The organism is Sphingomonas sp. IC081, assembly GCF_006874585.1.
Lineage (GTDB): Bacteria > Pseudomonadota > Alphaproteobacteria > Sphingomonadales > Sphingomonadaceae > Novosphingobium.
In genome coordinates this window covers 3151996-3176499 of the sequence record NZ_CP029761.1, presented here as the reverse complement: position 1 = coordinate 3176499, position 24504 = coordinate 3151996, and the positions used below count along the sequence as shown (strand labels likewise).

Annotated in this window: 16 protein-coding genes; all 16 read left to right on the top strand. The window is 69.8% G+C overall.

Going from position 1 to position 24504, the window contains the following annotated elements:
* The first annotated feature begins 11 nt into the window (after nucleotides 1-11).
* Nucleotides 12-2027 carry a potassium-transporting ATPase subunit KdpB gene (kdpB, locus tag DM450_RS14975; RefSeq protein ID WP_142636069.1) on the top strand — a complete coding sequence of 672 codons (2016 nt, stop codon included), beginning with the start codon at nucleotides 12-14 and terminating at the stop codon, nucleotides 2025-2027.
* Between the two features lie 13 nt (nucleotides 2028-2040).
* Complete coding sequence (kdpC, locus tag DM450_RS14970; protein WP_142636067.1) at nucleotides 2041-2649, top strand: potassium-transporting ATPase subunit KdpC; 609 nt, start codon at nucleotides 2041-2043, stop codon at nucleotides 2647-2649.
* Complete coding sequence (locus DM450_RS14965) at nucleotides 2646-5297, top strand: sensor histidine kinase KdpD (RefSeq protein WP_142636065.1); 2652 nt, start codon at nucleotides 2646-2648, stop codon at nucleotides 5295-5297. The genes kdpC and DM450_RS14965 overlap by 4 nt, the downstream gene beginning before the upstream one ends.
* Complete coding sequence (locus tag DM450_RS14960; RefSeq protein WP_142636063.1) at nucleotides 5294-5980, top strand: response regulator; 687 nt, start codon at nucleotides 5294-5296, stop codon at nucleotides 5978-5980. The genes DM450_RS14965 and DM450_RS14960 overlap by 4 nt, the downstream gene beginning before the upstream one ends.
* Nucleotides 5981-6022: 42 nt before the next feature.
* Nucleotides 6023-8362: a GH92 family glycosyl hydrolase gene (locus DM450_RS14955; protein ID WP_142636061.1), complete on the top strand. Its 2340-nt coding sequence runs from the start codon at nucleotides 6023-6025 to the stop codon at nucleotides 8360-8362.
* Nucleotides 8363-8628: 266 nt separating this feature from the next.
* Nucleotides 8629-9279 (top strand): RNA polymerase sigma factor, encoded by a 651-nt coding sequence (locus DM450_RS14950; protein WP_142636059.1) that lies wholly within the window; start codon nucleotides 8629-8631, stop codon nucleotides 9277-9279.
* Nucleotides 9276-10310, top strand: coding sequence for a FecR family protein (locus tag DM450_RS26250; RefSeq protein WP_260609896.1), 1035 nt, complete (start codon nucleotides 9276-9278; stop codon nucleotides 10308-10310). The genes DM450_RS14950 and DM450_RS26250 overlap by 4 nt, the downstream gene beginning before the upstream one ends.
* Entirely contained in the window at nucleotides 10222-12693 is a 2472-nt protein-coding gene (locus DM450_RS14940) for a TonB-dependent receptor (RefSeq protein WP_260609895.1), read from the top strand. Before DM450_RS26250 ends, DM450_RS14940 begins: the two co-directional genes overlap by 89 nt.
* A gap of 536 nt (nucleotides 12694-13229) precedes the next feature.
* Nucleotides 13230-14630: an MFS transporter gene (locus DM450_RS14935; RefSeq protein ID WP_142636057.1), complete on the top strand. Its 1401-nt coding sequence runs from the start codon at nucleotides 13230-13232 to the stop codon at nucleotides 14628-14630.
* A gap of 46 nt (nucleotides 14631-14676) precedes the next feature.
* Complete coding sequence (locus tag DM450_RS14930) at nucleotides 14677-15630, top strand: TauD/TfdA dioxygenase family protein (RefSeq protein WP_142636055.1); 954 nt, start codon at nucleotides 14677-14679, stop codon at nucleotides 15628-15630.
* A 163-nt stretch (nucleotides 15631-15793) separates the two neighbouring features.
* Complete coding sequence (locus DM450_RS14925; protein WP_142637963.1) at nucleotides 15794-17452, top strand: arylsulfatase; 1659 nt, start codon at nucleotides 15794-15796, stop codon at nucleotides 17450-17452.
* 143 nt (nucleotides 17453-17595) lie between these two features.
* Nucleotides 17596-20046 (top strand): PAS domain-containing methyl-accepting chemotaxis protein, encoded by a 2451-nt coding sequence (locus DM450_RS14920; RefSeq protein WP_185928625.1) that lies wholly within the window; start codon nucleotides 17596-17598, stop codon nucleotides 20044-20046.
* Entirely contained in the window at nucleotides 20027-21682 is a 1656-nt protein-coding gene (locus tag DM450_RS14915) for a chemotaxis protein CheW (RefSeq protein WP_142636051.1), read from the top strand. The genes DM450_RS14920 and DM450_RS14915 overlap by 20 nt, the downstream gene beginning before the upstream one ends.
* A 71-nt stretch (nucleotides 21683-21753) precedes the next feature.
* On the top strand, nucleotides 21754-22059 hold the full coding sequence (locus DM450_RS14910) for an STAS domain-containing protein (RefSeq protein WP_142636049.1): 306 nt from the start codon (nucleotides 21754-21756) through the stop codon (nucleotides 22057-22059).
* Entirely contained in the window at nucleotides 22056-22421 is a 366-nt protein-coding gene (locus tag DM450_RS14905) for a response regulator (protein ID WP_142636047.1), read from the top strand. The genes DM450_RS14910 and DM450_RS14905 overlap by 4 nt, the downstream gene beginning before the upstream one ends.
* Nucleotides 22418-24502, top strand: coding sequence for a chemotaxis protein CheA (locus tag DM450_RS14900; protein WP_142636045.1), 2085 nt, complete (start codon nucleotides 22418-22420; stop codon nucleotides 24500-24502). Before DM450_RS14905 ends, DM450_RS14900 begins: the two co-directional genes overlap by 4 nt.
* Nucleotides 24503-24504 lie beyond the last annotated feature (2 nt).

Sequence of the window (24504 nt, the reverse complement as noted above, 5' to 3'; positions counted from 1 at the left end):
AAGCGCCTGTCATGACGACACCAAGTTCCCTGTTCTCGGCCCGCCTCGTGGTGCCCGCGATCGGCGATGCCTTCCGCAAGCTGACCCCGCGCGCGCTGGTGAAGAACCCCGTGCTGTTCACCACCGCCGTGGTCGCGCTGCTGCTGAGCGTCCTGCTGGTCGCCGGCCGCGAGCCGCTGCCGCTGGGTTTCCAGCTCCAGCTGATCGTCTGGCTCTGGCTGACCGTGCTGTTCGGCACGTTCGCCGAGGCGCTGGCCGAAGGGCGCGGGCGGGCGCAGGCCGCCTCGCTGCGCGCCGCCAAGTCGGAGCTCACCGCGCGCCTCCCCGACGGGCGCGTGGTTCCCGCCTCGCAATTGCGCAAGGGCGCCGAAGTCGTGGTGCGCAGCGGCGACCTCATCCCGGCGGACGGCGAGGTGATCGCCGGTGTCGCCTCGGTCAACGAGGCCGCGATCACCGGCGAGAGCGCGCCGGTGATCCGCGAGGCGGGCGGCGACCGCAGCGCCGTAACCGCCGGCACCCGCGTCATTTCCGACGAGATCCGCGTGCGGGTCACCCAGGAGCCGGGGCAGGGCTTTCTCGACCGCATGATCGCGCTGGTCGAAGGGGCCGAGCGGCAGAAGACCCCCAACGAGATCGCGCTCACCATCCTGCTGGTCGGCCTGACCATCGTGTTCCTGATCGCGGTCGCCACGATTCCCGCCTTTGCCCGCTTTGCCGGCGGGGCGATCCCGGTGGCGGTGCTGGCGGTGCTGCTGATCACCCTGATCCCGACCACCATCGCCGCGCTGCTCTCGGCGATCGGCATCGCCGGCATGGACCGCCTGGTGCGCTTCAACGTGCTGGCCAAGTCCGGCCGCGCGGTGGAAGCGGCGGGCGACATCGACGTGCTGCTGCTCGACAAGACCGGCACGATCACCGTGGGCGACCGCCAGGCCGCCGAGTTCCGCCCGGTCGCCGGTGTCGATGCGCGGATGCTGGCCGAGGCGGCGCTGCTCGCCAGCCTCGCCGACGAGACGCCCGAGGGCCGTTCGGTCGTGGTGCTGGCGCGTGAGGTGCACGGGCTCGGCCTCGAAGGCCTGCCGGCCGGCGCCGAGGTCATCCCGTTCACCGCGCAGACCCGCATTTCGGGCGTGCGGAGCGCGGCCGGGCTGGTCCAGAAGGGGGCGGTCGATGCGATCCTGCGCGCCAATCCGCAGGCGGCAGCGGCGCCGCAGGCGGCCGAGCTGCGCCGCATTTCCGAGGAGATCGCGCGCTGCGGCCAGACCCCGCTGGCGGTCGCCCGCGACGGGCGGCTGCTCGGCATCGTCGCGCTCAAGGACGTGGTCAAGGCGGGGGTGCGCGACCGTTTCGCCCAGCTGCGCCGCATGGGCATCCGCACGGTGATGATCACCGGCGACAACCCGCTGACCGCCGCCGCCATCGCCGCCGAGGCCGGGGTCGACGATTTCCTCGCCGAGGCGACCCCCGAGGACAAGCTGGCGCTGATCCGCCGCGAACAGCAGGGCGGCAGGCTTGTCGCCATGTGCGGCGACGGCACCAACGATGCGCCCGCCCTGGCGCAGGCCGATGTCGGCGTGGCGATGAACACCGGCACCCAGGCCGCGCGCGAGGCGGGCAACATGGTCGATCTCGACAGCGACCCGACCAAGCTGATCGAGATCGTCGGCCTCGGCAAGCAGCTCCTGATGACGCGCGGGGCGCTGACCACCTTCTCGGTCGCCAACGACGTCGCCAAGTACTTCGCGATCATCCCGGCCATGTTCGTGGCGCTCTACCCCGGGCTCGGCGTGCTCAACGTGATGGGGCTGGCCTCGCCCGAAAGCGCGATCCTCTCGGCCATCGTGTTCAACGCGCTGATCATTCCCGCGCTGGTGCCGCTGGCGCTGCGGGGCGTCACCTACCGGCCGATGGCGGCCGGTCCGCTGCTCGCCCGCAACCTTGCGGTCTACGGCCTCGGCGGCCTGATCGCCCCGTTCGTCGGCATCAAGCTCATCGACCTTGCGGTCACCGGGCTCCACCTCGTCTGAGGATCGATTTCCCATGCTCAAGGACATTTCCACCTCGCTGCGCCCGGCCCTGGCCATGACGCTGCTCTTTGCCCTGCTGCTGGGGCTGGCCTATCCCCTGGCGCTGACCGGCCTCGCGCAGACGCTGTTCCCCCGTCAGGCCGGCGGCAGCCTGATCGAGCGCGATGGCCATGTCGTCGGCTCGGCCCTGATCGGCCAGAGATTCACCGAGGACCGCTACTTCCACGGCCGCCCCTCGGCCGCGGGCGCCGCTGCCCAGGGGGGCTACGACGCGATGGCCTCGTCCGGCTCCAACCTCGGCCCCACCAGCCAGGCGCTGGCCGACCGCGTGAAGGCCGACGTCTCCGCCCTTCCCAGAATCCCAGGTTCCCGAGTTCCTTCCGACCTGGTGACCACTTCCGCCTCGGGGCTCGACCCTGACGTGAGCCCCGAGGCGGCTCTTTTCCAGGCCGGACGGGTCGCCCGTGCGCGCGGACTGGAAGCGGCGCGGGTGAAGACACTGGTGGAGCAGCACGTCGCGCGTCCCATGCTGGGTTTCCTGGGGGAGCCGCGGGTCAATGTGCTGGAACTCAATCTCGCTCTCGACAGCATGGCGGCCGGCAGCGCACAAGCGCAGCCGTGAACGACCCGCGTCCCGATCCCGAAGCACTGCTGCGCGCCGCCGCGCGCGAGCACCGGGGCCGCCTCAAGGTTTTCCTTGGGGCGGCCCCGGGCGTGGGCAAGACATACGAGATGCTGGGAGAGGGGCTGGCGCGGCGCGAAGCCGGGGTGGACGTGGTGGTCGGCGTGGTCGAGACCCATGGCCGCGGCGAGACGGCGGCGCGGCTGCGCGGGCTGGAGACGGTCGCGCGGGTGCCGGTCGCCTACCAGGGCCACGTGCTCGACGAGATGGACATCGACGCGGTGCTGGCCCGCCGCCCGGCACTGGTGCTGGTCGACGAACTCGCCCACACCAATGCGCCCGGCAGCCGCCACGACAAGCGCTGGCAGGATGTCGAGGAACTGCTGGAGGCGGGGATCGACGTCTGGTCCACGCTCAACATCCAGCATATCGAGAGCCTCAACGACGTCGTCGCCTCCTTCACCAAGGTCCGCGTGCGCGAGACGCTGCCCGACAAGGTGCTGGGCGATGCCGAGATCGAGGTTGTCGACATTCCGCCCGACGAACTGATCGAGCGGCTGCGGCAGGGCAAGGTCTACGTGCCCGACGAGGCGACCCGGGCGCTCGGCAATTTCTTCTCCAAGTCGAACCTTTCGGCCTTGCGCGAACTGGCGCTGCGTTTCGCGGCGCAGACGGTGGACGCGCAGATGCTCGACTATGTGCGCGCCCATGCCATCGAGGGGGTGTGGGGGGCGGGCGACCGGCTGGTGGTGGCGGTGAGCGAGCAGCCGGGCGCGCTCGAACTGGTGCGCGCGGCCAAGCGGCTGGCCGATGCCCTGCGGGCGCCGTGGACGGCGGTGCATATCGAGACCCCGCGCGCGGCGGGCTTCACCGATGCCGAGAATGCGCAGCTCGCCGATGCCCTGCACCTTGCCACCCAGCTTGGCGGGCAAGTGGCGAGCGTGCCGGCCGAAACCGTGCTGGACGGGCTCAAGAGCTTCACCGCGCAGGCCCGCGCCACCCAGCTGCTGGTCGGCAAGTCGGCCCGCTCGCGCTGGTTCGAGCTGCGCCACGGCTCGATCGTCGACCGGCTGGTGCGCGAGATGCCCGGGCTGTCGATCCAGGTCCTGCCGACCGCGCCGGTGGAGGGACGCGTGGCAGCGCGCAGACCGGCGGGGCAGTGGGGATCGCCGGTCGGTTATCTCGTCTCGCTGGGGCTGACGGCGGCGGTCACGCTGCTGGGCACGCTGATCCTGTCGAGCGGGAACATCACCGATCTCGGGCTGCTCTACCTGCTGCCGGTCATGGTCGCGGCGACGCGCTACGGCCTGCGCACCGGCGTCGCGGCGGGGCTGGCCTCCTCGCTCGCCTACAATTTCTTTTTCCTGCCGCCCACGCATACGCTGACGATCGAGGACCCGCGCAATTTCATCACCGTGCTGGTGCTGCTCACCGTAGCCATCGTCTCCAGCCAGCTCGCCGCGCGGGTGCGCGAACATGCGCTGCAGGCGCAGGCGAGCGCCGCGCAGAACAGCGCGCTCGCAGGGTTCGCGCGCCAGCTTACCGGGATCAGCACGATCGACGAACTGGCCCATGTGCTCTGCGGCGAAGTGGGGCGGCTGTTCGACGGCCATGCCGTGCTGCTGGTGCCGGGCGAGGAGGGCCTCTCGCGCCGCTGGAGCTGGCCGCGTCCGGCGCGGCTGGAGACGCTCGACCTTGCCGCCGCCAACTGGGCTTTCGACAACAATACCCCGGCCGGACAGGGATCGGACACGCTCACCGCCTCCGAGTGGCTGTTCCACCCGCTGGCGGCACGCGGCGCGGTGATGGGCGTCTTCGGCCTTGCCCGCAGCGATGCGCGCAGCGCGGTACGGCCCGACCAGTTGCCGCTGCTGCTCAGCCTGCTCGACCAGGCGGGGCTGGCGATGGAGCGCATGGCGCTGGAAGGGCAGATGGCGGACCTCTCGCAGGCGCGCGAGCGGGACCGGCTGCGCCATGCGCTGCTCTCCTCGGTCAGCCACGACCTGCGCACCCCGCTCACCACGATCATGGGCACGCTGGCCGCCATCGAGGCGCGCGAGCCGCAGCAGGCCGCGCCCATCGCCGCCGCGCGGGGCGAGGCCGAGCGGCTGCACCGCTTCGTCACCAACCTGCTCGACATGGCGCGGATCGAGGCGGGGGCGCTGCACGGCAAGGTCGAGCCGGTCGATCTCGACGAGGCGGTCGGCGAGGCGCTGCATCAGTTGCGCGCGCTGCTGGCGGGCCATGCGGTCGAGACCGCGATCTGTGCCGATGCGCCGATGGTCCTGGTCGATCCCAACCTGTTCCACCAGTGCCTGACCAACCTGATCGAGAACGCCGCCAAGTACGGCGATCCCGATGCCCCCATCGCCATTGCCGCGATGCGTGTCGCCGGGGGGCTGGACCTCACCGTCAGCGACCGCGGCCCCGGCATCCCGGCGGGCGAGGAGGAGCGGATTTTCGAGACGTTCGCGCGGATCGAGGGGTCGGACCGCAAGGGCGGCACCGGGCTCGGCCTTGCCATCGTCAAGGGGTTCGCGGCCGCCATGGGCCTCACCGTATCCGCCGCCAACCGCGATGACGGGCCGGGTGCGCGTTTCACCATCCGGTTCGACAAGGCCCATCTCAGGGAATGGCCCGAAGCATGACACAGCCCATCACCATCCTCGTCGTCGATGACGAGCCCGCCATCCGCCGCCTGTTCCATGCCGGCCTCTCCCGCGCCGGTTATGCCGTGGTCGAGGCGGGCACCGCGCGCGAGGCCTTGAACGCCATGGCGATCGACAAGCCCGAGGTCGTGCTGCTCGACCTTGGCCTGCCGGACCGCGACGGGCTGGAACTGATCCCGCTGATGCGCGGACAGGCGGCGATCCTGGTCGTGTCCGCGCGCGAGGCGACCGACCAGAAAGTGGCCGCGCTGGACCTGGGCGCCGACGACTACGTGGCCAAGCCCTTCGACAGCGAGGAAGTGCTGGCCCGCATCCGCACCGCACTGCGCCATCGTATCCCCGCCGAGGCCGCCGAGCGCCCGGTCCGGCGCGGCGACGTCGAGATCGACCTTGCCGCGCGGCTGGTGCGCAAGGGCGGCGCGGAAGTCCACCTCACGCCCAAGGAATATGGCTTCCTCGCCGAACTGGCGCGCAATGCCGGGCGGGTCATCACCCATGCCCAGCTGCTGCGCACGGTCTGGGGGGCGGGGCACGAGAGCGATGTCGAATACTTGCGCGTGGCCGCGCGCGGGATCCGCCGCAAGCTGGAGGACGATCCCGCCAGCCCCAGCCTGCTGCGCAACGAGCCGGGGGTGGGTTACCGGCTGGTCAGCCAGGATTGAGCGGCGTGGACAGGCCCCTGAAAAGCCTGTCATAGTTCGCCGATGCGACGCCTGATCCTGCCCGCCCTGCTGCTGTCCACCTGCGCGGCCGCGCAAGCACCTGCGGGTCCGGGCCTTGACCCGGTTGCCGCGGTCGATCCGATGATCGGCACCGGCGGCGAGGGGCACACGTTCCCCGGCGCCACCGCGCCGTTCGGCATGGTCCAGCTTTCGCCCGATACCGACGTGACCTGCGAGATCCGCACGTGCTACGGCCACGCGGCGGGCTATCGCTACGAAGACCCGACGATCCAGGGCTTCAGCCATACCCATTTCTCGGGCGCGGGCCATTCGGACCTCGGCGATATCCTTGTCATGCCGCAGGCGGGCGATGCGGTGAAGCTCGATCCCGGCGATCCGGCGCAAGCGGGCTCGGGCTATCGTTCGCGCTTCGACCATGCCAGCGAGACGGCGCGGCCGGGCTATTACGCGGTCACGCTCATGGGCACGGGGGCAGGCCGCGGCATCGCCGCCGAACTGACGGCGGGCACGCGCGTGGGGGTCCATCGCTATCGTTTCCCGGCGGGGCAGGCGGCGCACCTGCTGCTCGACCTGCGCACCTCGCTCTACGACTATCCGGGCAAGATCCTGTGGTCCGGCCTGCACTTGCGCGCCGACGGCACGCTGACCGGCTTTCGCGAGACGCGCGGCTGGGCGCCCGGGCGCAAGCTGTTCTTCGCCATGCGCTTTTCCGCGCCGCTGACGGGGCATGCCCTGATCGACCGGGACCCCAGCATTCCCTACAAGGGTTTCCAGGGCCCCGGTCGCGGCACCGATGCGCGGGCGGAGAAGCTGGGCAAGGCGCTCGAAGCCCGGCTCGACTTCGGGGTGCTGGATGCGCCGCTGGAAGTGAAAGTCGCGCTGTCGGGGGTCGACGAGAATGCGGCTCTGGCCAATCTCGATGCCGAACCCGGCACGTTCGATGCGATCCGCGCCCGGACCGAGGCGGCATGGCGGCAGGCGCTTTCCGCCGTCGAGATCGACGCGCCCGAGCCGATGCGCCGCAATGTCTATACCGCGCTCTACCACGCGCTGCTGGCGCCGAGCGTCTGGGGCGATGCCGACGGGCGCTATCGCGGGCCGGACGATCAGGTCCATCAGGCGCAGGGCTTCACGTTCCGCTCCACCTTCTCGCTCTGGGATACCTTCCGGGCCGAGCATCCGCTGCTGACGCTGGTGCAGCCGCCGCAGGTGACCGCCGATGTCGTCAATTCGCTGGTCGCCAGCCAGCAGCACAGCCCCGACGGCATCCTGCCGGTCTGGCAGTTCGCGGGCCGGGAAACCTGGACGATGATCGGTTATCACGCGGTGCCGGTGATCGCGGACGCCTATCTGAAGGGGATGCGCGGCTTCGATGCCGAGGCGGCGCTTGCGGCGATGGTGGCAAGCGCCGACCATGCGGCCTACGGCGGCCTCGGTGACTATATCGCGCATGGCTACGTGCCGATCGACAAGGAGCCGGAGGCGGCGTCGAAAACGGCCGAATATGCCTTTGACGACTGGACCATCGCCCGCATGGCCCGCGCCATGGGGCGCCGCGAGATTGCCGAGCGTTTCGAAAGGCGCGCCGGAAACTGGCGCAACAGCTTTGACAGCAAGACCGGCTGGCTGCGGGCGCGGCTTTCCAGCGGCGCGTTCCGCACCCCGTTCGATCCCACCGCGATCAACTACGGATCGGACTATACCGAGGGCAATGCCTGGCAATATTCGTGGTTCGTGCCGCAGGATCAGGCGGCGCTGTTCCGCGTGCTGGGCGGCGACGCCCGGGCTGTCGCCAAGCTCGACGCGATGTTTGGCTATGACAACGCGAAGCTCGACTACAGCCATGCCGAGGACATCGCCGGGCTGATCGGCCAGTACATCCACGGCAACGAGCCGAGCCATCACGTCGCCTATCTCTACACGTATGCCGGGGCGCCCTGGCGCACGCAGGAGCGGCTCGCCCAGATCGTCGAGAGCCAGTACAAGCCCGCGCCCGACGGGCTTGCCGGCAATGACGACCTCGGCCAGATGTCGGCCTGGCTGGTGTTCACCGCGCTCGGTTTCTATCCCGTCGCGCCTGCCTCCAACGAATACGTGATCGGCCGTCCCTTTGTCCGCCGCGCGGTGCTGAACCTGCCGGATGGCAAGCGTTTCACCGTGGTCGCCGAGGGGCTGTCGGACGCCAATCGTTATGTCGGATCGGTCATGCTGAACGGTACGCCGCTGGAGCGCACCTTCATCCGCGATGCCGAGATCCGCGCGGGCGGTGAACTGCGCTTCACCATGCAGGCCAGCCCCAACCGTGCTTGGGGCACCGCACGATCGGCGCGGCCCTATTCGATGTCGAGTGCCAGGGAATGAGGCGGGATCGGAAAAATCGCGGGCGCGGCTGCGGATAGCCGCGTCTTGCGGCGTCTTCTCCTCGAACGAGGAGCTGGACACGATGAATGCACGCTCGCCCATGGCGGCGCGAGGACCGGACCGGGGATTGCACCGAGGTTTGCCCCGGGTTTTGCCTCAGGGTTTACAGCGGCACGGATCCCCGTGCATGAAGGGGTGCTGAGGTGTCGGCGCGCGGCCCTCGTCGCTGCCCGCCGGTGCTGATCGTGGTCCAGGCGGAGACGGGAATGACATCGTCGCCTCAGGGGCCGGCCGCGCCGGCGCCGGACCCGCAAGACACCGGCAGCTCGGGGCTGGCGCAAGTGCTGGAAGCGAACCGGCGCGCGCTGTTGCAGTTCCTGGCCGCGCGCTGCGGTTCGGCGGACGAGGCGCAGGATCTCCTCCAGGAACTCTGGCTCAAGGTCGGCGCGCAGGCGGGCGGGCCGATCGCCGCGCCGCGCGCCTACTTGTTCCGCATGGCCAACAATCTCGTGCTGGACCAGGTGCGCGGACGCCAGCGGGCGATGCGCCGCGAGCGGGTCTGGCTGGAGGCCGAAAACGGCGGGGTCGCGGTGGCGGTGGAAGACCGGCGCGATCCCGGCGAGGCAGCCGACGAGGTGCTGGCGCGCCGCGAGGAAGCCGAGGTCCTGCACCGGGCGATCGCCGCGTTGCCCGAAGGGGCGGGGCGGGCCCTCAGGCTCTACCGGTTCGAGGGCCTTGGCCAGAGCGAGATCGCGCGGGTCATGGGAATCAGCCGCAGCGGCGTGGAAAAGCATCTGGCGCTGGCGATGAAGCGGCTGCGCTCGGCCTTGACCGGCTGCGGATCGTCCGAGCCGGCGGCGTCTTCGGGGCAGGGGGCAAGAAGCGGCACGGAGCCGCAGATGGAACAGGGACAATGAACCAGGACACCGAACCTCCGCAGGCGGACGAACCGCTGCCCGACGCCATCCTGTCGCAGGCCGCGCGCTGGCATCTGGCGAGCGAGGACGACGCCATGGCCGAGGCCATGGACTGGGACGGCTTCACACGCTGGCTCGAGGCCGATCCGCGCCATCGCCGCGCGCTCGACGAGATCGCCCTTGCCGACCGTCTGGTCGCCGAACACCGCGCCGGGCTCTGGGCCCCGCCCGAGACCCCGTTTGAAGCAGCGCCCGCCGCCGCCCGGGACGTGCCCCGGCCTGCGGCAATGCGGCGCTGGCAGGGCGGGCAGGGCGGGCGTGGCTGGCGCTGGGCCGGGCTTGCCATTGCCGCATCGCTGGTCGCGGTTCTGGCGGTGCCCCGGTTTATGGGCCCGTTCGGGGCGGATCCCGCGCAGGTCTATGCCACCGATGCCGCCTCGCGGCAGGTCACGCTGGCCGATGGTTCGACGGTGCTGCTGGCCCCGCGCAGCCGGCTCACCGTGGCAGGGCGCGGGCAGGAGCACATCGCGCTGTCGGGCGGTGCGCTGTTCGACATCCGCCACGATCCCGGTCGCACGCTGGAGATCACTGCCGGGGATCTGGCGATCAGCGATATCGGTACCCGGTTCGACGTCCAGGCCGGCGACGATGCGGTGCGCGTGGCGGTGGTCGAGGGCAAGGTGGACGTGCGCGCCGAGGCGATGGACGGGCCGCTGCAGCTTTCCGCCGGCAGCGGACTCGCCTACGATCGCGGTGCCCGCACCGCGGTTGTCGGGCCGGTCCGTTCCGGCGACGTCGGATCGTGGAAAGACGGCCGCCTGACTTATGACAACGCGCCGCTGGCACTGGTCGCGGGCGATTTGCATCGTTATGCCGGGGTCATGGTGGATGTCCCGCCCGCCTTGCGGGAGAGGCGTTTTTCGGGGACCCTGATTGTCGATAATGGGGATGCGGCGCTGCGCGATCTGGTCCAGCTCATGGGGCTGCGCCTCGGCGGCCACGCTGGCGCTTGGCGTCTGGAGCAGCCCTGAGGCCCTTGCCCGGGAGGCTGGCCATGAAGCGGGCCGCGAAACTCCTTCTGCACGCCTCGACATTTCCGCGGCGCGGCTGCCCGATGCGATCACCGAGCTTGCGCGCGAGGCCCGCGTCTCGATCGGCACCGATGGCCCGCTGCCGCCGCTGAAGACCCGCGCGATCCATGCCGACATCGCGGTGGGCGAGGCGCTGGCGCGGCTGCTGGCGGGCAGCGGCTACCGGGCGCGGCAAGTGGGCGCGACGGCCTGGCGGATCGAGCGTGCGCCGGGGGCGGGATCGCCATCCGGCGCGGCTTCCGCCCCCACCTCCTCCCCCACCTCCTCCCCCACCTCCTCCCCCACCTCCTCCCCCACCTCCTCCCCTCCGGCCTCCTCCCCGGCGCATGTGGTGGTGCCGACAACGGTGGGCGCGGCGCCGATCGTGGTCACCGCCACCAAGCAGCCGTTTGCGCTGTCGCAAGTCCCCGCCGCGGTTTCGGTGCTGGCGGGCGAGGGGCTCGGCCATGACGATCCGCGCCGCTCCAGCATGGCGGTGGCGGGGCAGGTCGAAGGGCTGGCGCTGACCGCGCTGGGGCCGGGGCGCAACCGCATGTTCCTGCGCGGCGTGGCCGACAGCGCCTTTGGCGGCGAGAGCCAGTCGACCGTGGCCGTCGTGCTCGACGAGGCGCGCCTGACGTATGCCGCTCCCGATCCCGACTTGCGGCTGGTCGACATCGAGCGGGTGGAAGTGCTCAAGGGGCCGCAGGGCTCGCTGTACGGCACCGGCGCGCTGGGCGGCATCTACCGCATGGTCTCGCACCGGGCCGATCTTGCCGGGACCAGCCTTTCGGTGACCGGCGGCGGCAGCGCCGCCACCCACGGGGAGATGGGCTATTCCGGCTCGGTGGTGGCCAACCTGCCGCTGCTGCCGGACACTGCCGCGCTGCGGCTGGTCGGCTACGGCGCCGCGGAGCCGGGCTGGGTCGATACCGGCGCGCGCGAGGATGCCAATTCCACCCGCGTCGTCGGCTTGCGCGGCACGCTCGGGGTGGAGCCGGTCGGCGGCTGGCGGCTCGACCTGACCGGGCTCGGCCAGTGGATCGATTCGCGCGACAGCCGTTACGTCTATGCCCGCCACAGCTACCGCCGCGCCGCCCAGCTGGCCGAGCCGCACGACAACGACCTCTCCCACGTTGCCGGACGGCTGACCGGCACGATCGGCCAGACGGAGGTCACGCTGGCCAGCGCGATGACCTGGCAGGGCGTGGACGACCGGCTGGACGCGACGATCGGTGCAGGCAGCTTCGGGCTGGCCGATCCGATGTTCCTGTTCAATCGCACCAACTATCGTACCTGGGACAGCGAACTGCGCCTGCGCGGCCGGATCGGCAGCCTCGAATGGCTGGGCGGGCTGTCGCACCTCGATGCCCGCCAGGCATTCGCCGCCAGCTTGCAGGGCGCGGGCGGCGAGACGCTGGTGGTCGACCGCGACCACCGCGACAGCCACGATACCGCCGCCTACTTCGACCTGACCCTGCCGCTCACCGGCACGCTGTCGCTCGATGGCGGGGCGCGCCTGTTCGTCGCCTCGGCCCGCGAGCAGCGCAAGCTCGACAGCGGCATGGTCACGCGTGAGCAGGACAAGTCCGGCGCCACGCCCAGTCTGGCGCTGATCTGGAAGCCGCGGGACGGGCGGCTGCTCTATCTGCGCTACGGTTCGGCCTTCCGCCAGGGCGGGACCAAGATCGGCGCCGACGGCACCGCCGCGTCGCTCAAGGGCGACGAACTTGCCTCATTGGAGGCGGGCTGGCGCGAGCAACTGGCGGGCGGCGGCCAGATCGACATCGGCACCTGGTATTCGCGCTGGGACGGGGTGCAGAGCGACGTGCTGGAAGACAACGGCCTCATCACCACGACCAATGCCGGTGATGCCCGCATCTTCGGTGTCGAGGGCAGTCTGGTCCTGCCGCTGGGGCCGCGCTGGCGGGCGGAACTGGGCGGCAATTTCACCGATGCCCATCTCACCCGCAACGCGCTCGGCTACAAGCTGGAGGACAGCCGCCTGCCGGTCGTGCCCGAATATACCGTGCGCGCGGCGCTGCGGCGCGATTTCACGCTGGGCGCGCTCGGCCTCTGGGCGCGGCTTTCGGCGCGTTACGTCGGACCGGCGCGGATGAGTTTCGATCCCGATCTCGACCGCCACATGGGCGACTATGTCGAGAGCAGTTTCGAGCTGCACCTTGCGCATGGCCCCTGGCAACTGGCGCTCACCGCGCAGAACCTGCTGGGCGACAAGGGCAACGTCTTCGCTTTCGGCAATCCGCTGCGGTACCGCACGATGGACCAGTACACGCCGCAGGCGCCGACCACGGTGTTCCTCTCCGCCGCGCTGGCGATGTGAGGGCGCAGACGCAGCCGGAACGCATGCGGCGTGCAAGTTTGTCCATCGGCCGCAACAGAAAAGCTTGCGCTTGACCTTCGTTTCTCAACTTAATAGGTAGACAAGGCAGGGCGCGGCTCGGGATGACCTGGCCGACCGCGCATGATCCTGCCAACCGGGTCCGCGGCATTTGATCGGGAAGCAGCTTGCTCCGCGTTACCAACCGCTAAAGCGCGCGATGCTCGGGCGACAACGCCAAGTCTCGTGTTCCCCTCTCTTGGTGATGAGGTGAAACGATGCACATGATCCAGACCATTCCGACCGGCACCTGACCGGTCCGCCGGTATCGTCCGGCACCGGCCCTCGTGGCCATCGCGCCCGGACCTCCCTGCCCGGACTTCCCCGCCCGGACCTCCGTGCCGGCGGCCGGCCGTCACCGCGCCGCTGCGGTGGACGATGGCTGACGTCCGCTTTTCCGCCCGCTTTTCCGCCGGCTTTTCCGCTGCCCTGTTCCGCGCTTTCGAGCCCCGGAAGGCCCCCCTGGAAGGACCCCAAGCATGCATTACCGCGCCTTCGCCCAGCGCCGCGAGCGGGCCGAACCGCCTGCCGGGATCGAAACGCTGCGCCTGCTGCGCTTCACCGCGCTGTCGATCCCGATCTATGCCGCCGCCCAGCCGGTCATTGCCTTCGTGCCCGCGATCCTTGCCCGCGACTACGGCATCCCGCTGGCCGGTCTCGGGCTCGTCTACCTGATCGGGCAAGTCGTCAATTCGCTGCTCGACCCGGTGATCGGCACGCTGAGCGACCGCACCGGCAGCCGTTTCGGCCGCCGCCGCCCATGGATCGCGGGGGGCGGGGTGCTGTTCCTGATCGGCGCCAGCATGCTGTTCTTCCCGCCGGCGGGCGTCGGGCTCGGCTGGGTCGCGGTGGGCGTGCTGCTCTATTACTGCGGCGCCTCGGCCGCGCAGACCGCGCTGCTGGCCTGGTCGGGCGAGATCAGCGGCAACTACAACGAGCGCACCCGCATCGCCTCGCAGTTCACCCTGCTTTCGGCCAGCGCGCTGGTGCTGACCCTGCTGCTGCCCGCACTGGCCGACCAGCTGCGCCCCAGCGACGGTCCGCTGCGCCTGACCCTGTTCGGCGTGCTGGTGGTGCTGACCGGCATTCCCGGCCTGCTGCTCACGCTCACCGCGCTGCCCGATCGCACCGCGCCCGACAATGGCGAGCCGTTCCACCTCAAGCGCACGCTGGGGGCGGTCTTCGGCAACCGCCTGCTGCTGCGGGTGCTGGCCGCCGATGCCGCGGTGCTGACCGGGCAGGGCATCCGCACTTCGCTGATGCTGTTCATCGTCACCTTCTATTTCCAGCGCCCGGAATGGGCGGCCGGCATCTTCCTGTTCCAATATGCCTTCGGCGTGCTGGCCGGACCGATCTGGCAGCGCATCGGCCTCACCCTCGGCAAGAGCCGTGCGGCGGTGGCGGCGGAACTGGTGCAGGCGGCGATCAACTTCGGCCTGGTGCTGCTCACCCCCGACCGCTTCGGCCTGATGCTGCTGCTCGCCGCGCTGCAGGGCCTGTCGCAAGGCTCGGGCAACCTGATGCTGCGCTCGATGGTGGCGGACATCGCCGACCTTCACCGCGCCGAAACCGGCGAGGACCGTGTCGGCCTCTACTACTCGGTGTTCAGTGTCTCGATGAAGCTGGGCGGGGCGCTGGCGCTGGGCATCGCGCTGCCGCTGGTGGCGGCCTTCGGCTTCGATCCCAAGGCCGCGAGCAACCCGCCCGCAGCCCTGAATGCGCTGCTGCTGGTCTTCGCGCTCGGCCCGGCGCTGGCCCATACCGTGGCCGCCTCGCTGGTCTGGCGCTTCCCGCTCGATGCCGCGCGCCATGCCCGCATCCGCCGCCAGATCGAGAACGGCGACGAGGTCCACGCCGCCGCGCTGGTCCCGGCCGAATGATTGCCGGAATTCCGGCCCCGGAATCCACGACGAAGGAGTAAATGCCATGACTTCGATTGCCACTTACGCCAATGCCAGGGACCCCCATTCCCCGCTCGACATCGTGCCGATCACCGGCACCATCGGCGCCGAAATCCGGGGCCTGACGCTCTCGGGCGATCTTGACGGCGAGACCGTGCAACAGATCAAGGACGCGCTGGTCCGCCACAAGGTGGTGTTCTTCCGCGGCCAGCACGAGCTGGACGACGAGCGCCACGAAGCCTTTGCCTCGCTGTTCGGCGCGCCGGTCGCCCATCCGACGGTGCCGGTGGCGCAAGGCTCGCGCTACCTGCTCGAACTCGACAGCAAGGAAGGCTACGCCGCCTCCAGCTGGCATACCGACGTGACTTTCACCGATGCCTATCCGGCCGGATCGATCCTGCGCGCGATCACCATTCCCGAAGCGGGCGGCGATACCGTCTGGGCCAATGGCGAGACCGCCTACGAAGGCCTGCCGGAAAGCCTGCGCCAGCTGGTCAACGGCCTCTGGGCGGTCCACTCGAACGACTACGACTATGCCCAGATCCTCGCCAATACGCCCAAGGCCGGCAAAGGCATCGAAGAGCGCGTGAAGGAGCACAAGAGCGTCTTTGCCTCGACCGTCTACGAGACCGAGCATCCGCTGGTGCGTGTCCACCCGGTCTCGGGGCAGCGCAGCCTGCTGCTGGGCCACTTCGTGAAGCGGATCGTCGGGCTCAATCAGGCGGATTCGGCGCGGATCTTCGCGATCCTGCAGGAGCACATCACCCGGCCCGAGAACGTCGTGCGATGGCGCTGGCAGCCGGGAGACGTGGCGTTCTGGGACAACCAGGCGACCCAGCACCGCGCCGTCGCCGACTTCGGCCTCCAGCGCCGCACCCTGCGCCGCGCCACCATCGCCGGTGAAGTGCCGGTGGCCATCGACGGCCGCCGCAGCCGCACCACCCGCAAGGAGAAGGCAACTGTCTACGAACCGGCCTGATCGACCCGATCTCTGCTGAGGCCGTCCACTTCCCGCGCCGCACTTTCCGTGCGGCGCGGGCTTTTTCGAATTCCCCAAGGAAATCCCGATGCTTTCTCGACGTCTTTCCCGCCGCTTCCTCGGGGCGAGCGCGCTGGCGGCACCACTGCTGGCCGGGGCGGCCATGCCCGCCGCCGCGCAAACGGCCCCGCTTTCGCCCCCGCTTTCGGCAGCGGTACCGGCAGCGGTACCGGCAGCAGTACCGGCAGCGGCGCGTCCCAACTTCCTGGTGATCGTGGCGGACGATCTCGGCTGGTCGGACCTCGGTGCCTTCGGCGGCGAGATCGCCACGCCCAATCTGGACCGGCTGGCGCTCGGCGGTCTGCGGCTCACCGGTTTCCACACCGCGCCGACCTGCTCGCCGACCCGCGCGATGCTGCTCTCGGGCACCGACAACCATCTTGCCGGCCTTGGCAACATGGCCGAACTGACCGCGCCCAACCAGAAGGACCACGCAGGCTACGAGGGCTACTTGCGCCCCGAAGTCGCCACGCTGGCCGAGCGTCTCGCCGCAGGCGGCTACCGAACGCTGATTTCCGGCAAGTGGCACCTCGGGTTGAAGCCCGAGCAGGACCCCCATGCGCGCGGCTTCCAGTACAGTTATGCGCTGCTGCAGGGGGCCTCGAATCATTTCGGCCTCGACCAGGCCAGCGATCCCGCCAGGGGTTCGGTCTATACCCGCGACGGCAAAGTGCTGGCCGCGCTGGAGCCGGGTTTCTATTCCTCGGACAGCTTTGCCGGCAACCTGATCGACGAGTTGCAGCGCAGCCGCCGGGACACCCCGGACAAGCCGTTCTTCGCGCTGCTGACGTTCACCGCACCGCACTGGCCGATGCAGGCGCCGGACGAGGATATCGCCCGCCAGCGCGGTCGCTACGACGCCGGGTTCGAGGCGATCCGCGCCGCGCGCCTGGCCCGGCAGGAAGCGCTCGGCCTCTTGCCCAAGGGCACGCTCGCCCACAGCCCGCGCGCGCCGCGTGGCGGCTGGGACAGCCTCTCGGTCGCCGACAAGCGCGAGGCGGCGCGCACCATGGAGATCTATGCGGCGATGGTCGCGCGCATGGATGCCAATGTCGGCCGGGTGATCGCGGCGCTCAGGGAAAGCGGCGAGCTCGACAACACGGTGATCGTGTTCCTGGCCGACAACGGCGCCGAGGCGCTCGACGCCAGGACCACCGGCGCGAAGATGCTGGCCCGCTATACCTCCGGTGCCGACAACAGCCTGGGCAATCTCGGCAAGGGCACCAGTTATGCCACGTACGGCCCCGAATGGGCGCAGGCGGGCACCGCGCCCTCGTGGCTGACCAAGGCCTATGCCTCGGAAGGCGGCACCCGCACGGTGGCTTTTGTCAACTGGAAGGGGCTGGCCCATCCCGGCCGCATCGAGGGCGCCTATGTCGGTGTCGCCGATATCGCCCCGACCCTGCTCGACTACGCGGGCATTCCCGCCGCCGGAACGCGCTTCGAGGGCCGCAGGGTGCTGCCGATCACCGGCAGGAGCGCGAAGGCCTGGTTGCAGGGCAGGGCCAGGTCCGTCCACGGCGCCGACGAGCCGCTCGGCACCGAACTGTTCGGCAGCCGGTCCTTGCGCAAGGGGGACTGGAAGGTGACCGACATCGGCGATGGCCAGTGGCGGCTGTTCGACATTGCCCATGATCCCGGCGAGACGCGCGATCTTTCGGACCGGTATCCCCAAAAGCGGGACGAACTGGCCGCGGACTGGGATGCCTATGCCAGGGCCAACAACGTGATCCTGCCGGACCAGGCACCCTACCGGCCCTGAGGCATCCGGTCCTGACGCATCCGGCCCCGTCCGTCCCCGGCGGACGGGGCCGCTCAGGTATTCTCCCCAGGATGGCGATTGTGAGTGCCTTGGGGATCTTGCGCTTATGGCCAGCGCAGGTTTCCTGCTGGCGAAAGCACTCCATGGCCGACCATTCCTTCGATCGCGACTTGTCCCGGGTCGCCGCCAACACCGCGCTGCTCGAACATCGCTTCGATGCGATCAACCATGCTTTCGCGATCTGCCAGTTCTCGCCGGACGGCGTGCTGCTCCATGCCAATCCGCGCTTCTGCGATTATGTCCGCAAGGATGAGGCGGAGCTGGTCGGCCAGCCGTTTTCGGCCCTCCACGATCACGGCGAGGCGGCGCCCGAGGCGGTCTGGAGCGCGGTGCTGGCCGCCGATGAAACCACGTTTCTGCGCGCCTTTGCCCACCGTGATGGGACCCGCGTCTCGCTCGAGGAGACGTACGTGCCGACCCGCGACGAGCGCGGCGATGTGCTCTCGGTGCTGGTCTATGCCAAGGACGTGACCGCGCGCGAGTTCGAGAAGGCTGCCGCCGATTCGATCGGCCGGGCGCTGCGGCGCGGCTTCGCCACCATCGAATTCGACCTTGCGGGCAATATCCTGACCGCCAACGAGAACTTCCTCGCCCTGATGCAATATCAGGCCGAGGATCTGGTCGGCCAGCACCATCGCCTGTTCTGCGACGACGACTACGTCGCAAGCCCGGCCTATCGCCAGTTCTGGGAGCGGCTGGGGCGCGGCGAGCTGGACCAGGGCGAATACCGGCGGCGGCGCAAGGACGGCTCGGAGGTCTGGGTCGAGGCCAGCTACAATCCGGTGCTCGACCAGGACGGCAATCCGGTCAAGGTCCTCAAGCTCGCGCTCGACGTCACCGAACGGCGCATGGCGGCGCAGGAAGCGCGCGGCCATGCCGCCGCGATCGACCGGGCACAGGCCGTCATCGAGTTCGATCTCACGGGCACGGTGCTCAAGGCCAACGACAATTTCCTGCGGATCTTCGGATACGAAAGCGCCGCCATCGTCGGCCAGCATCACCGCATGTTCTGCGACGAGGCCTATGCCAAGACCGACGAGTACCAGAGCCTGTGGCGCCAGCTGCGGGCCGGGGAGTTTGTCAGCGGCCAGTTCAAGCGGCTGGCCAATGGCGGGCGCGAACTGTGGATCACCGCCACCTACAACCCGATCTTCGGGCTCGACGGGCGGCCGATCAAGGTCGTCAAGTTCGCCGCCGACGTCACCGAGCAGAACCAGCGCACGATCGAGCTGGAAGGGCGCACCCGCGCGATCGACCGGGCGCAGGCGGTGGTGGAGTTCGACCTCAAGGGCAACGTCCTCGACGCCAATGCCAACTTCCTGGCGCTCATGGGCTATTCGCTGGATCAGGTGCGCGGGCGTCATCACCGTATCTTCTGCGACCCCGCCCATGTCCAGAGCGAGGCCTATGCCGCGTTCTGGGAGAAGCTGGCGCGCGGCGAATGCGATACCGGCGAATACCGGCGCATCAACAGCCGGGGGCAGGATGTCTGGATCAGCGCCAGCTACAATCCGGTATTCGATCTCAACGGCAAGCCGATCAAGGTCATCAAGTACGCGCTCGACGTGACCGACCAGCAGTGCCTTGCCAACGACTTCCGCTCGCGCATCGAGGCGATCAGCAAGTCGCAGGCGGTGATCGAGTTCGATCTCGACGGCAAGGTCATCACCGCCAACGACAACTTCCTGCGCATCACCGGCTACAGCCTGCGCGAGATCAAGGGCCAGCACCATTCGATGTTCTGCGCCCCGGACTATATCCGCAGTCAGGACTACCGCGATTTCTGGCTGATCCTCAACAAGGGCGAGCCGCATTCGGGGACCTTCCACCGCGTCGGCAAGTACGACCGGGACATCTTCATCCAGGCCACCTACAATCCGGTGCTGAACCTGCGCGGCGAGCCGGAGCGGATCATCAAGTACGCCCACGACGTGACCGACGAGGTCATGCTGCACCGGCAGATTTCCGAGCGGGCCAAGGATCTCGACGGGCTGGTCGGGCGGCTGACCGGGTCGATCTGCGCGATCAACAGTTCCACCGAGCTGGCCCATGGCCTTGCGGGCAAGACGCGGCTGGATGCCACGGCGGGCAATACCGCGCTGGGCCGGGCGATCGAGACCATCGAGCTGATCCAGAAATCGGCCTCGGGCATCGCCGAGATCGTCAAGGTGATCAGCGAGATCGCCGGGCAGACCAACCTGCTGGCCTTCAATGCCGAGATCGAGGCCGCGCGGGCGGGCGAGCACGGCGTCGGCTTCTCGGTGGTGGCCGGCGAGGTCCGCCGCCTGGCCGAGCGCTCCAGCACGGCGGCGCGCGACATCAGCCGGCTGATCGAGGATTCGCTGAGCTGCATCGTCCAGGGCACCGAGCGCTCGAAGGAAGCCAAGGATGCCTTCGAGGATATCGAGAACTCGGTGCACCAGACCGCCGATGCCATCGAGGCGATCGCCGGATCGGCCAAGACGCAGCACGAGGTCTCGAACGAGGTCGTCGCGCTGATCCAGAAGCTGACGAATGCCGCCAGCCCGCAGTGAGGCACGCGCCGCCGGGACTTACGCGATCGCGGCAGGCAAGTCCCGGCGGCGGCGGGAGGCGGCGGCAGGCCCCGCGACGGCGGTCGGAGCGGCGGTGACCGAAGCGGTGACCGAAGCGGCGGCCGGGCCGCCGGTTCCGGGGCTCTACGGCATCATCCGCGCCGGGCGGCTCAAGGCGGCCTTCGCGATCGAGAGCATCCGCGAGGTCGTGCCGCATCCGCCCGAACTGCTGGCCTGGCCCCATGCCCGCCCGGAGCTGCGCGGCGGCTTCGACTTGCGCGGTTCGGTGGTGCCGGTGCTTGACCTCGGGGCGCTGCTGCAGCTGGAGGGCGGCGGGCCGCCCGCTCCTGCCGATGCGGCCGGCCCGGCTGACGCGGAGGATTCGGAGGATGCGCAGGAGAGCCCGCCGGTCATCCTGATCGTGCGCCATGACGGACATGTCTTCGGCCTCGTGATCTCGGAGATCTGCGGCGTGGTGCGGCTGGATGCCTCCAGCATCACGCCGCTGCGCCGCGTCGGTTCGGGGCAGGGGGTGACAACGCCTGCGGCCTTTGTCACCGCGCTCGGCAGCGGGGTGATCGTCGATGCGGCGGCGCTGGCGGCGCTGGAGGGCATGCCGAGCGCGCGCTCCTCGATGCAGGCGGCGGCGGACGGCATCGCCAAGGGACAGCCGCAGCTCCTGGTCAGCATCGGCGAGCACGGCTTCGCCTTCGCGGCCGAGGTGATCGACGCGACCGTGCCCGAGCGGCCGATCCTGCCTTGCGCGGTGCAGGACCCGGTGTGGATCGGCATGCTGCAGCACAAGGGGCGGCGGATCCCGGTGGTCGATACCTTGCGGCTGTTCGGGCTGGGCCAGGCGCAGCCTTGCGGCATGGCGCCGTGCCTGGTCGTGCGGGTCGGGGCGGAAGAGCGCCTGATGGCCCTGCGCATCGATGCGGTGCACGACATGATCCAGCTGCGCACCAGCGAGATCCTGCCGCTCCAGCCCGGCGCGCTGGCCCATGGCGACTTGTTTGCCGGGGTACACGAATCTGGCGGGGTACTGCGGCTGGTCGTCGATGCGGCGGCCTTGCGGCAATGGCCGGGCTTGCTGGCGCTCGCGGGCCTGGAGGAAGCGGGCGAAACCGAAGCGGACGAAGCGGCCAGAGCGGCCGGTATCGCACGGCAGGGCGTACCGGCGTCCGGGGGCTACGCGGCCAGCCGGCCGTTCCTGATCGTGCGGCTGGGCAGTTCCCGTCATGCCCTGCCGCTGGAGCAGATCGAGGAGATCCTGCCGCACAGCGCCCGCCGCATCGCGCTGGCCGGGCAGGGGCTGCGACAGGCGCTGATCACCCACCGGGGGCACGCGATTCCGCTGGTCTCGCTGGCGGGGCTGATCGGCCATGGCCGCTCGGCGGCGGGAAGCGGGTTCTCGGTGATCTCGTCCGACGGCGATCGCCGCATGGGTTTTGAGGTCGACGAGCTGATCTCGGTGGAACGCGCGCCGGTGCAGATGCTGCAGCAGAAGCAGGGCGCAGGGTCGGCGGGGCTGCTGGCGCGCACGATCTCGCGGGGCGAGCATGTCTACACCGTGGTCGACCTCGGCGAGTTGATCCGTCAGCAAACCGCAGCCGGTGATCCCCGTAAACCCCGCTAGCGGGGCCGAATGATATGCTCACCCTTGATCGGTATTGCAGGGCTATCCCATTCCTTTCCCGGTGAGGGCAGATGCTTGTTCCCCTTGGAGAATCTGCGACCATCCGCAATGCCGAGACGATCTGCGAGTCATTGCTTGCAGCCTTCGACGAGCATGGCGATGTCGAACTCGATGCCACCGCCGTGGTCGAGGCGGATCTCAGCCTGATCCAGCTGGTCGAGGCGGCGCGGGTCCATGCCGCCCGCAGCGGTCGCCGCTTCGCGCTTTGCGCCCCGGTCAATGCAGCGCTGGAGGCATTGCTGCGCCGGGGCGGCTTCCTGACCGCGCCTTCGCCGGCTGACCGCGGGTTCTGGCTGGGCGAGGAGCAGGGCCGATGAGCACGATCCTCACCGTCGACGATTCCTCCAGCATCCGCATGGCGATCCGCATCGCGCTGTCCGGGGCGGGGCACACGGTCCAGGAGGCGGGCGACGGCGTGCAGGGGCTTGCCAGTGCCGGCAATGCCAAGTTCGACCTCATCATCACCGATCTCAACATGCCCAACATGAACGGGCTGGAGATGATCCGCGAGATCCGCAAGCTGCCGGTCCAGGCGGGCACGCCGATCATTTTCCTCACCACCGAATCCGACGAAGGGCTCAAGCAGCAGGCCCGTGCCGCCGGGGCGACCGGCTGGCTGGTCAAGCCGTTCGAGCCGGAGAACCTGCTGAGGGTCGTGCGCAAGGTGCTGGGGCAGTGAGCGGGGCGGGGGCAGGACAGGATCCGGTCGCGGCGTTTCGCGTCGAGGCGGCCGACCTGCTCGACGGCACCGAGCAGGCGCTGCTCGACCTCACCCATGACCTCGGCAGCCGCGAGCTGATCGACACCGTCTTTCGCGGCATGCACACGCTCAAGGGCTCGGGGGCGATGTTCGGCTTCGATGCCCTCGCGGCCTTTACCCACCACTGCGAGACCGCCTTCGACCGCGTGCGCAAGGGACTGGCCCCGGCGACGCAGGAGCTGGTGGCCGTCACGCTCTCGGCGATGGACCACATGCGCGCGCTGGTCGAAGTGCAGGGGCAAGCATCGGGGGCGGGCATCGCGGCGGCGGGAGAGGCGATCCTCGCGCAGCTTCATGCGGCGATCGGCGACACCGCCGTACCGCCTCCTGCGCCAGCCCGCGATGCCGCGACCGGCAGCAGCGACGGCGGCGGTGCCGATGCCGGGGCCGGGGAAGCGCAAGGCGGCTGGCGCATCACTTTCCGCTTGCCCGCCGATGCCATGGCCAATGGCACCAACCCGCTGATCCTGCTCGACGAACTGCGCGATCTTGGCGAGGCCGAGGTTGTTGCCCGGACCGGCGCGATCCCGCCGCTCGATGTCCTGGAGGCGCAGGAGTGCCATCTCGGCTGGGAGGTGACCTTGCGCGGGCCGGCGACGCGCGAGGCGATCGAGGATGTCTTCATCTTCGTGATGGACGACATGGACTTGCGCCTCGAACCGCTGACCGCCGCCGCGCCGGTGGAGGCGGAGCCCGGGGCGGCGGAGAGTCCTGCCGCCGGGCCTGCCGCCGGGCCTGCGGCGCCGGCGCCTCCCCCACCCGCCGCCGAGACACCGGCCGAGCCGGGCCCGGCGCGGGCGCCCAGGGCGACGGGCGAAAGCGTGCGTGTTCCCGCCGAGCGGCTCGACGTGCTGATGGACCGCGTCGGCGAACTGGTGATTGTCCAGAGCCGCCTTGCCCAGCTTGCCAGCGGCGGCATCAACGGCCCGGCGGGCGAACTGGCGCTGCGCTCGATCTCGGAGGAAGTCGAGCGGCTGGCGAATGAACTGCGCGATACCACGATGGTCCTGCGCATGGTGCCGATCGCCACGCTGTTCGGGCGGTTCCGCCGCCTTGTCCACGACCTCGCGCGCGAGACGGGCAAGGTGATCGAACTGGTCACCGACGGCGAGAGCACCGAGATCGACAAGACCGTGTCGGAGCGCCTCGCCGATCCGATCGTCCATCTCATCCGCAATTCCTGCGACCACGGCCTCGAACCGCCCGAGGAGCGCCTTGCCGCCGGCAAGCCGGCCGGCGGCCGCCTGCGGCTGGCCGCCGAGCAGGCAGGCGGCGAAGTGCTCATCACCATCGCCGACGACGGGCGCGGCATCGACCGCGAGCGGGTGCGCGCCAAGGCGGAGGCGAACGGGCTGATCCAGCCGGGGCAGGTGCTGGCCGATGGCGAACTGCTGCAACTGATCTTCCAGCCCGGTTTCTCCACCGCCGCGCAGGTCACCAACCTCTCCGGGCGCGGGGTGGGCATGGACGTGGTCAAGCGCACCATCGAGGCGCTGCGCGGCACCATCGACGTGACCAGCCAGCCCGGGCGCGGCTCGGTGATGACGCTGCGCATCCCGCTGACCCTGGCGATCATCGAGGGGCTGCTGGTGCGGGTGGGCGAGGGCAAGTACGTGATCCCGCTGGCCGCGGTCGAGGAATGCATCGAGCTCAGCCTCGAGGACGACATCCGCTCGCGCGGGCGCTCGATGATCCAGCTGCGCGAACAGCTGGTGCCGTTCCTGCGGCTGCGCGAGCTGTTCGATACCGGTACCCGCCCCGACGCCTTCCAGAAGATCGTGGTGATCGCCACCGGCGGCGAGCGGGTGGGCCTCGTGGTCGACCAGATCATCGGCAGCCACCAGACGGTGATCAAGTCGATGTCGTGCCTGCACCGGGGCATCCCCAGCTTTTCGGGCGCGACGATCCTGGGAGACGGCGGCGTCGCGCTGATCCTCGATGTCGTCCAACTGGTCGCGCTGGGCCAGCAGCAGGAGGAGCGGCTGCGCGCCGCCGGGTGAGG

What these genes read in the sequence shown, in the direction of transcription:
- kdpC (WP_142636067.1), top strand. Translation starts at nt 2,041, where the DNA reads ATGCTCAAGGACATTTCCACCTCGCTGCGCCCGGCCCTGGCCATGACG.
- DM450_RS26250 (WP_260609896.1), top strand. Translation starts at nt 9,276, where the DNA reads ATGAACCAGGACACCGAACCTCCGCAGGCGGACGAACCGCTGCCCGAC.
- DM450_RS14950 (WP_142636059.1), top strand. Translation starts at nt 8,629, where the DNA reads ATGACATCGTCGCCTCAGGGGCCGGCCGCGCCGGCGCCGGACCCGCAA.
- DM450_RS14935 (WP_142636057.1), top strand. Translation starts at nt 13,230, where the DNA reads ATGCATTACCGCGCCTTCGCCCAGCGCCGCGAGCGGGCCGAACCGCCT.
- DM450_RS14905 (WP_142636047.1), top strand. Translation starts at nt 22,056, where the DNA reads ATGAGCACGATCCTCACCGTCGACGATTCCTCCAGCATCCGCATGGCG.
- DM450_RS14930 (WP_142636055.1), top strand. Translation starts at nt 14,677, where the DNA reads ATGACTTCGATTGCCACTTACGCCAATGCCAGGGACCCCCATTCCCCG.
- DM450_RS14960 (WP_142636063.1), top strand. Translation starts at nt 5,294, where the DNA reads ATGACACAGCCCATCACCATCCTCGTCGTCGATGACGAGCCCGCCATC.
- DM450_RS14915 (WP_142636051.1), top strand. Translation starts at nt 20,027, where the DNA reads ATGCCGCCAGCCCGCAGTGAGGCACGCGCCGCCGGGACTTACGCGATC.
- DM450_RS14940 (WP_260609895.1), top strand. Translation starts at nt 10,222, where the DNA reads ATGGGGATGCGGCGCTGCGCGATCTGGTCCAGCTCATGGGGCTGCGCC.
- DM450_RS14925 (WP_142637963.1), top strand. Translation starts at nt 15,794, where the DNA reads ATGCCCGCCGCCGCGCAAACGGCCCCGCTTTCGCCCCCGCTTTCGGCA.
- DM450_RS14920 (WP_185928625.1), top strand. Translation starts at nt 17,596, where the DNA reads ATGGCCGACCATTCCTTCGATCGCGACTTGTCCCGGGTCGCCGCCAAC.
- DM450_RS14955 (WP_142636061.1), top strand. Translation starts at nt 6,023, where the DNA reads ATGCGACGCCTGATCCTGCCCGCCCTGCTGCTGTCCACCTGCGCGGCC.
- DM450_RS14910 (WP_142636049.1), top strand. Translation starts at nt 21,754, where the DNA reads ATGCTTGTTCCCCTTGGAGAATCTGCGACCATCCGCAATGCCGAGACG.
- kdpB (WP_142636069.1), top strand. Translation starts at nt 12, where the DNA reads ATGACGACACCAAGTTCCCTGTTCTCGGCCCGCCTCGTGGTGCCCGCG.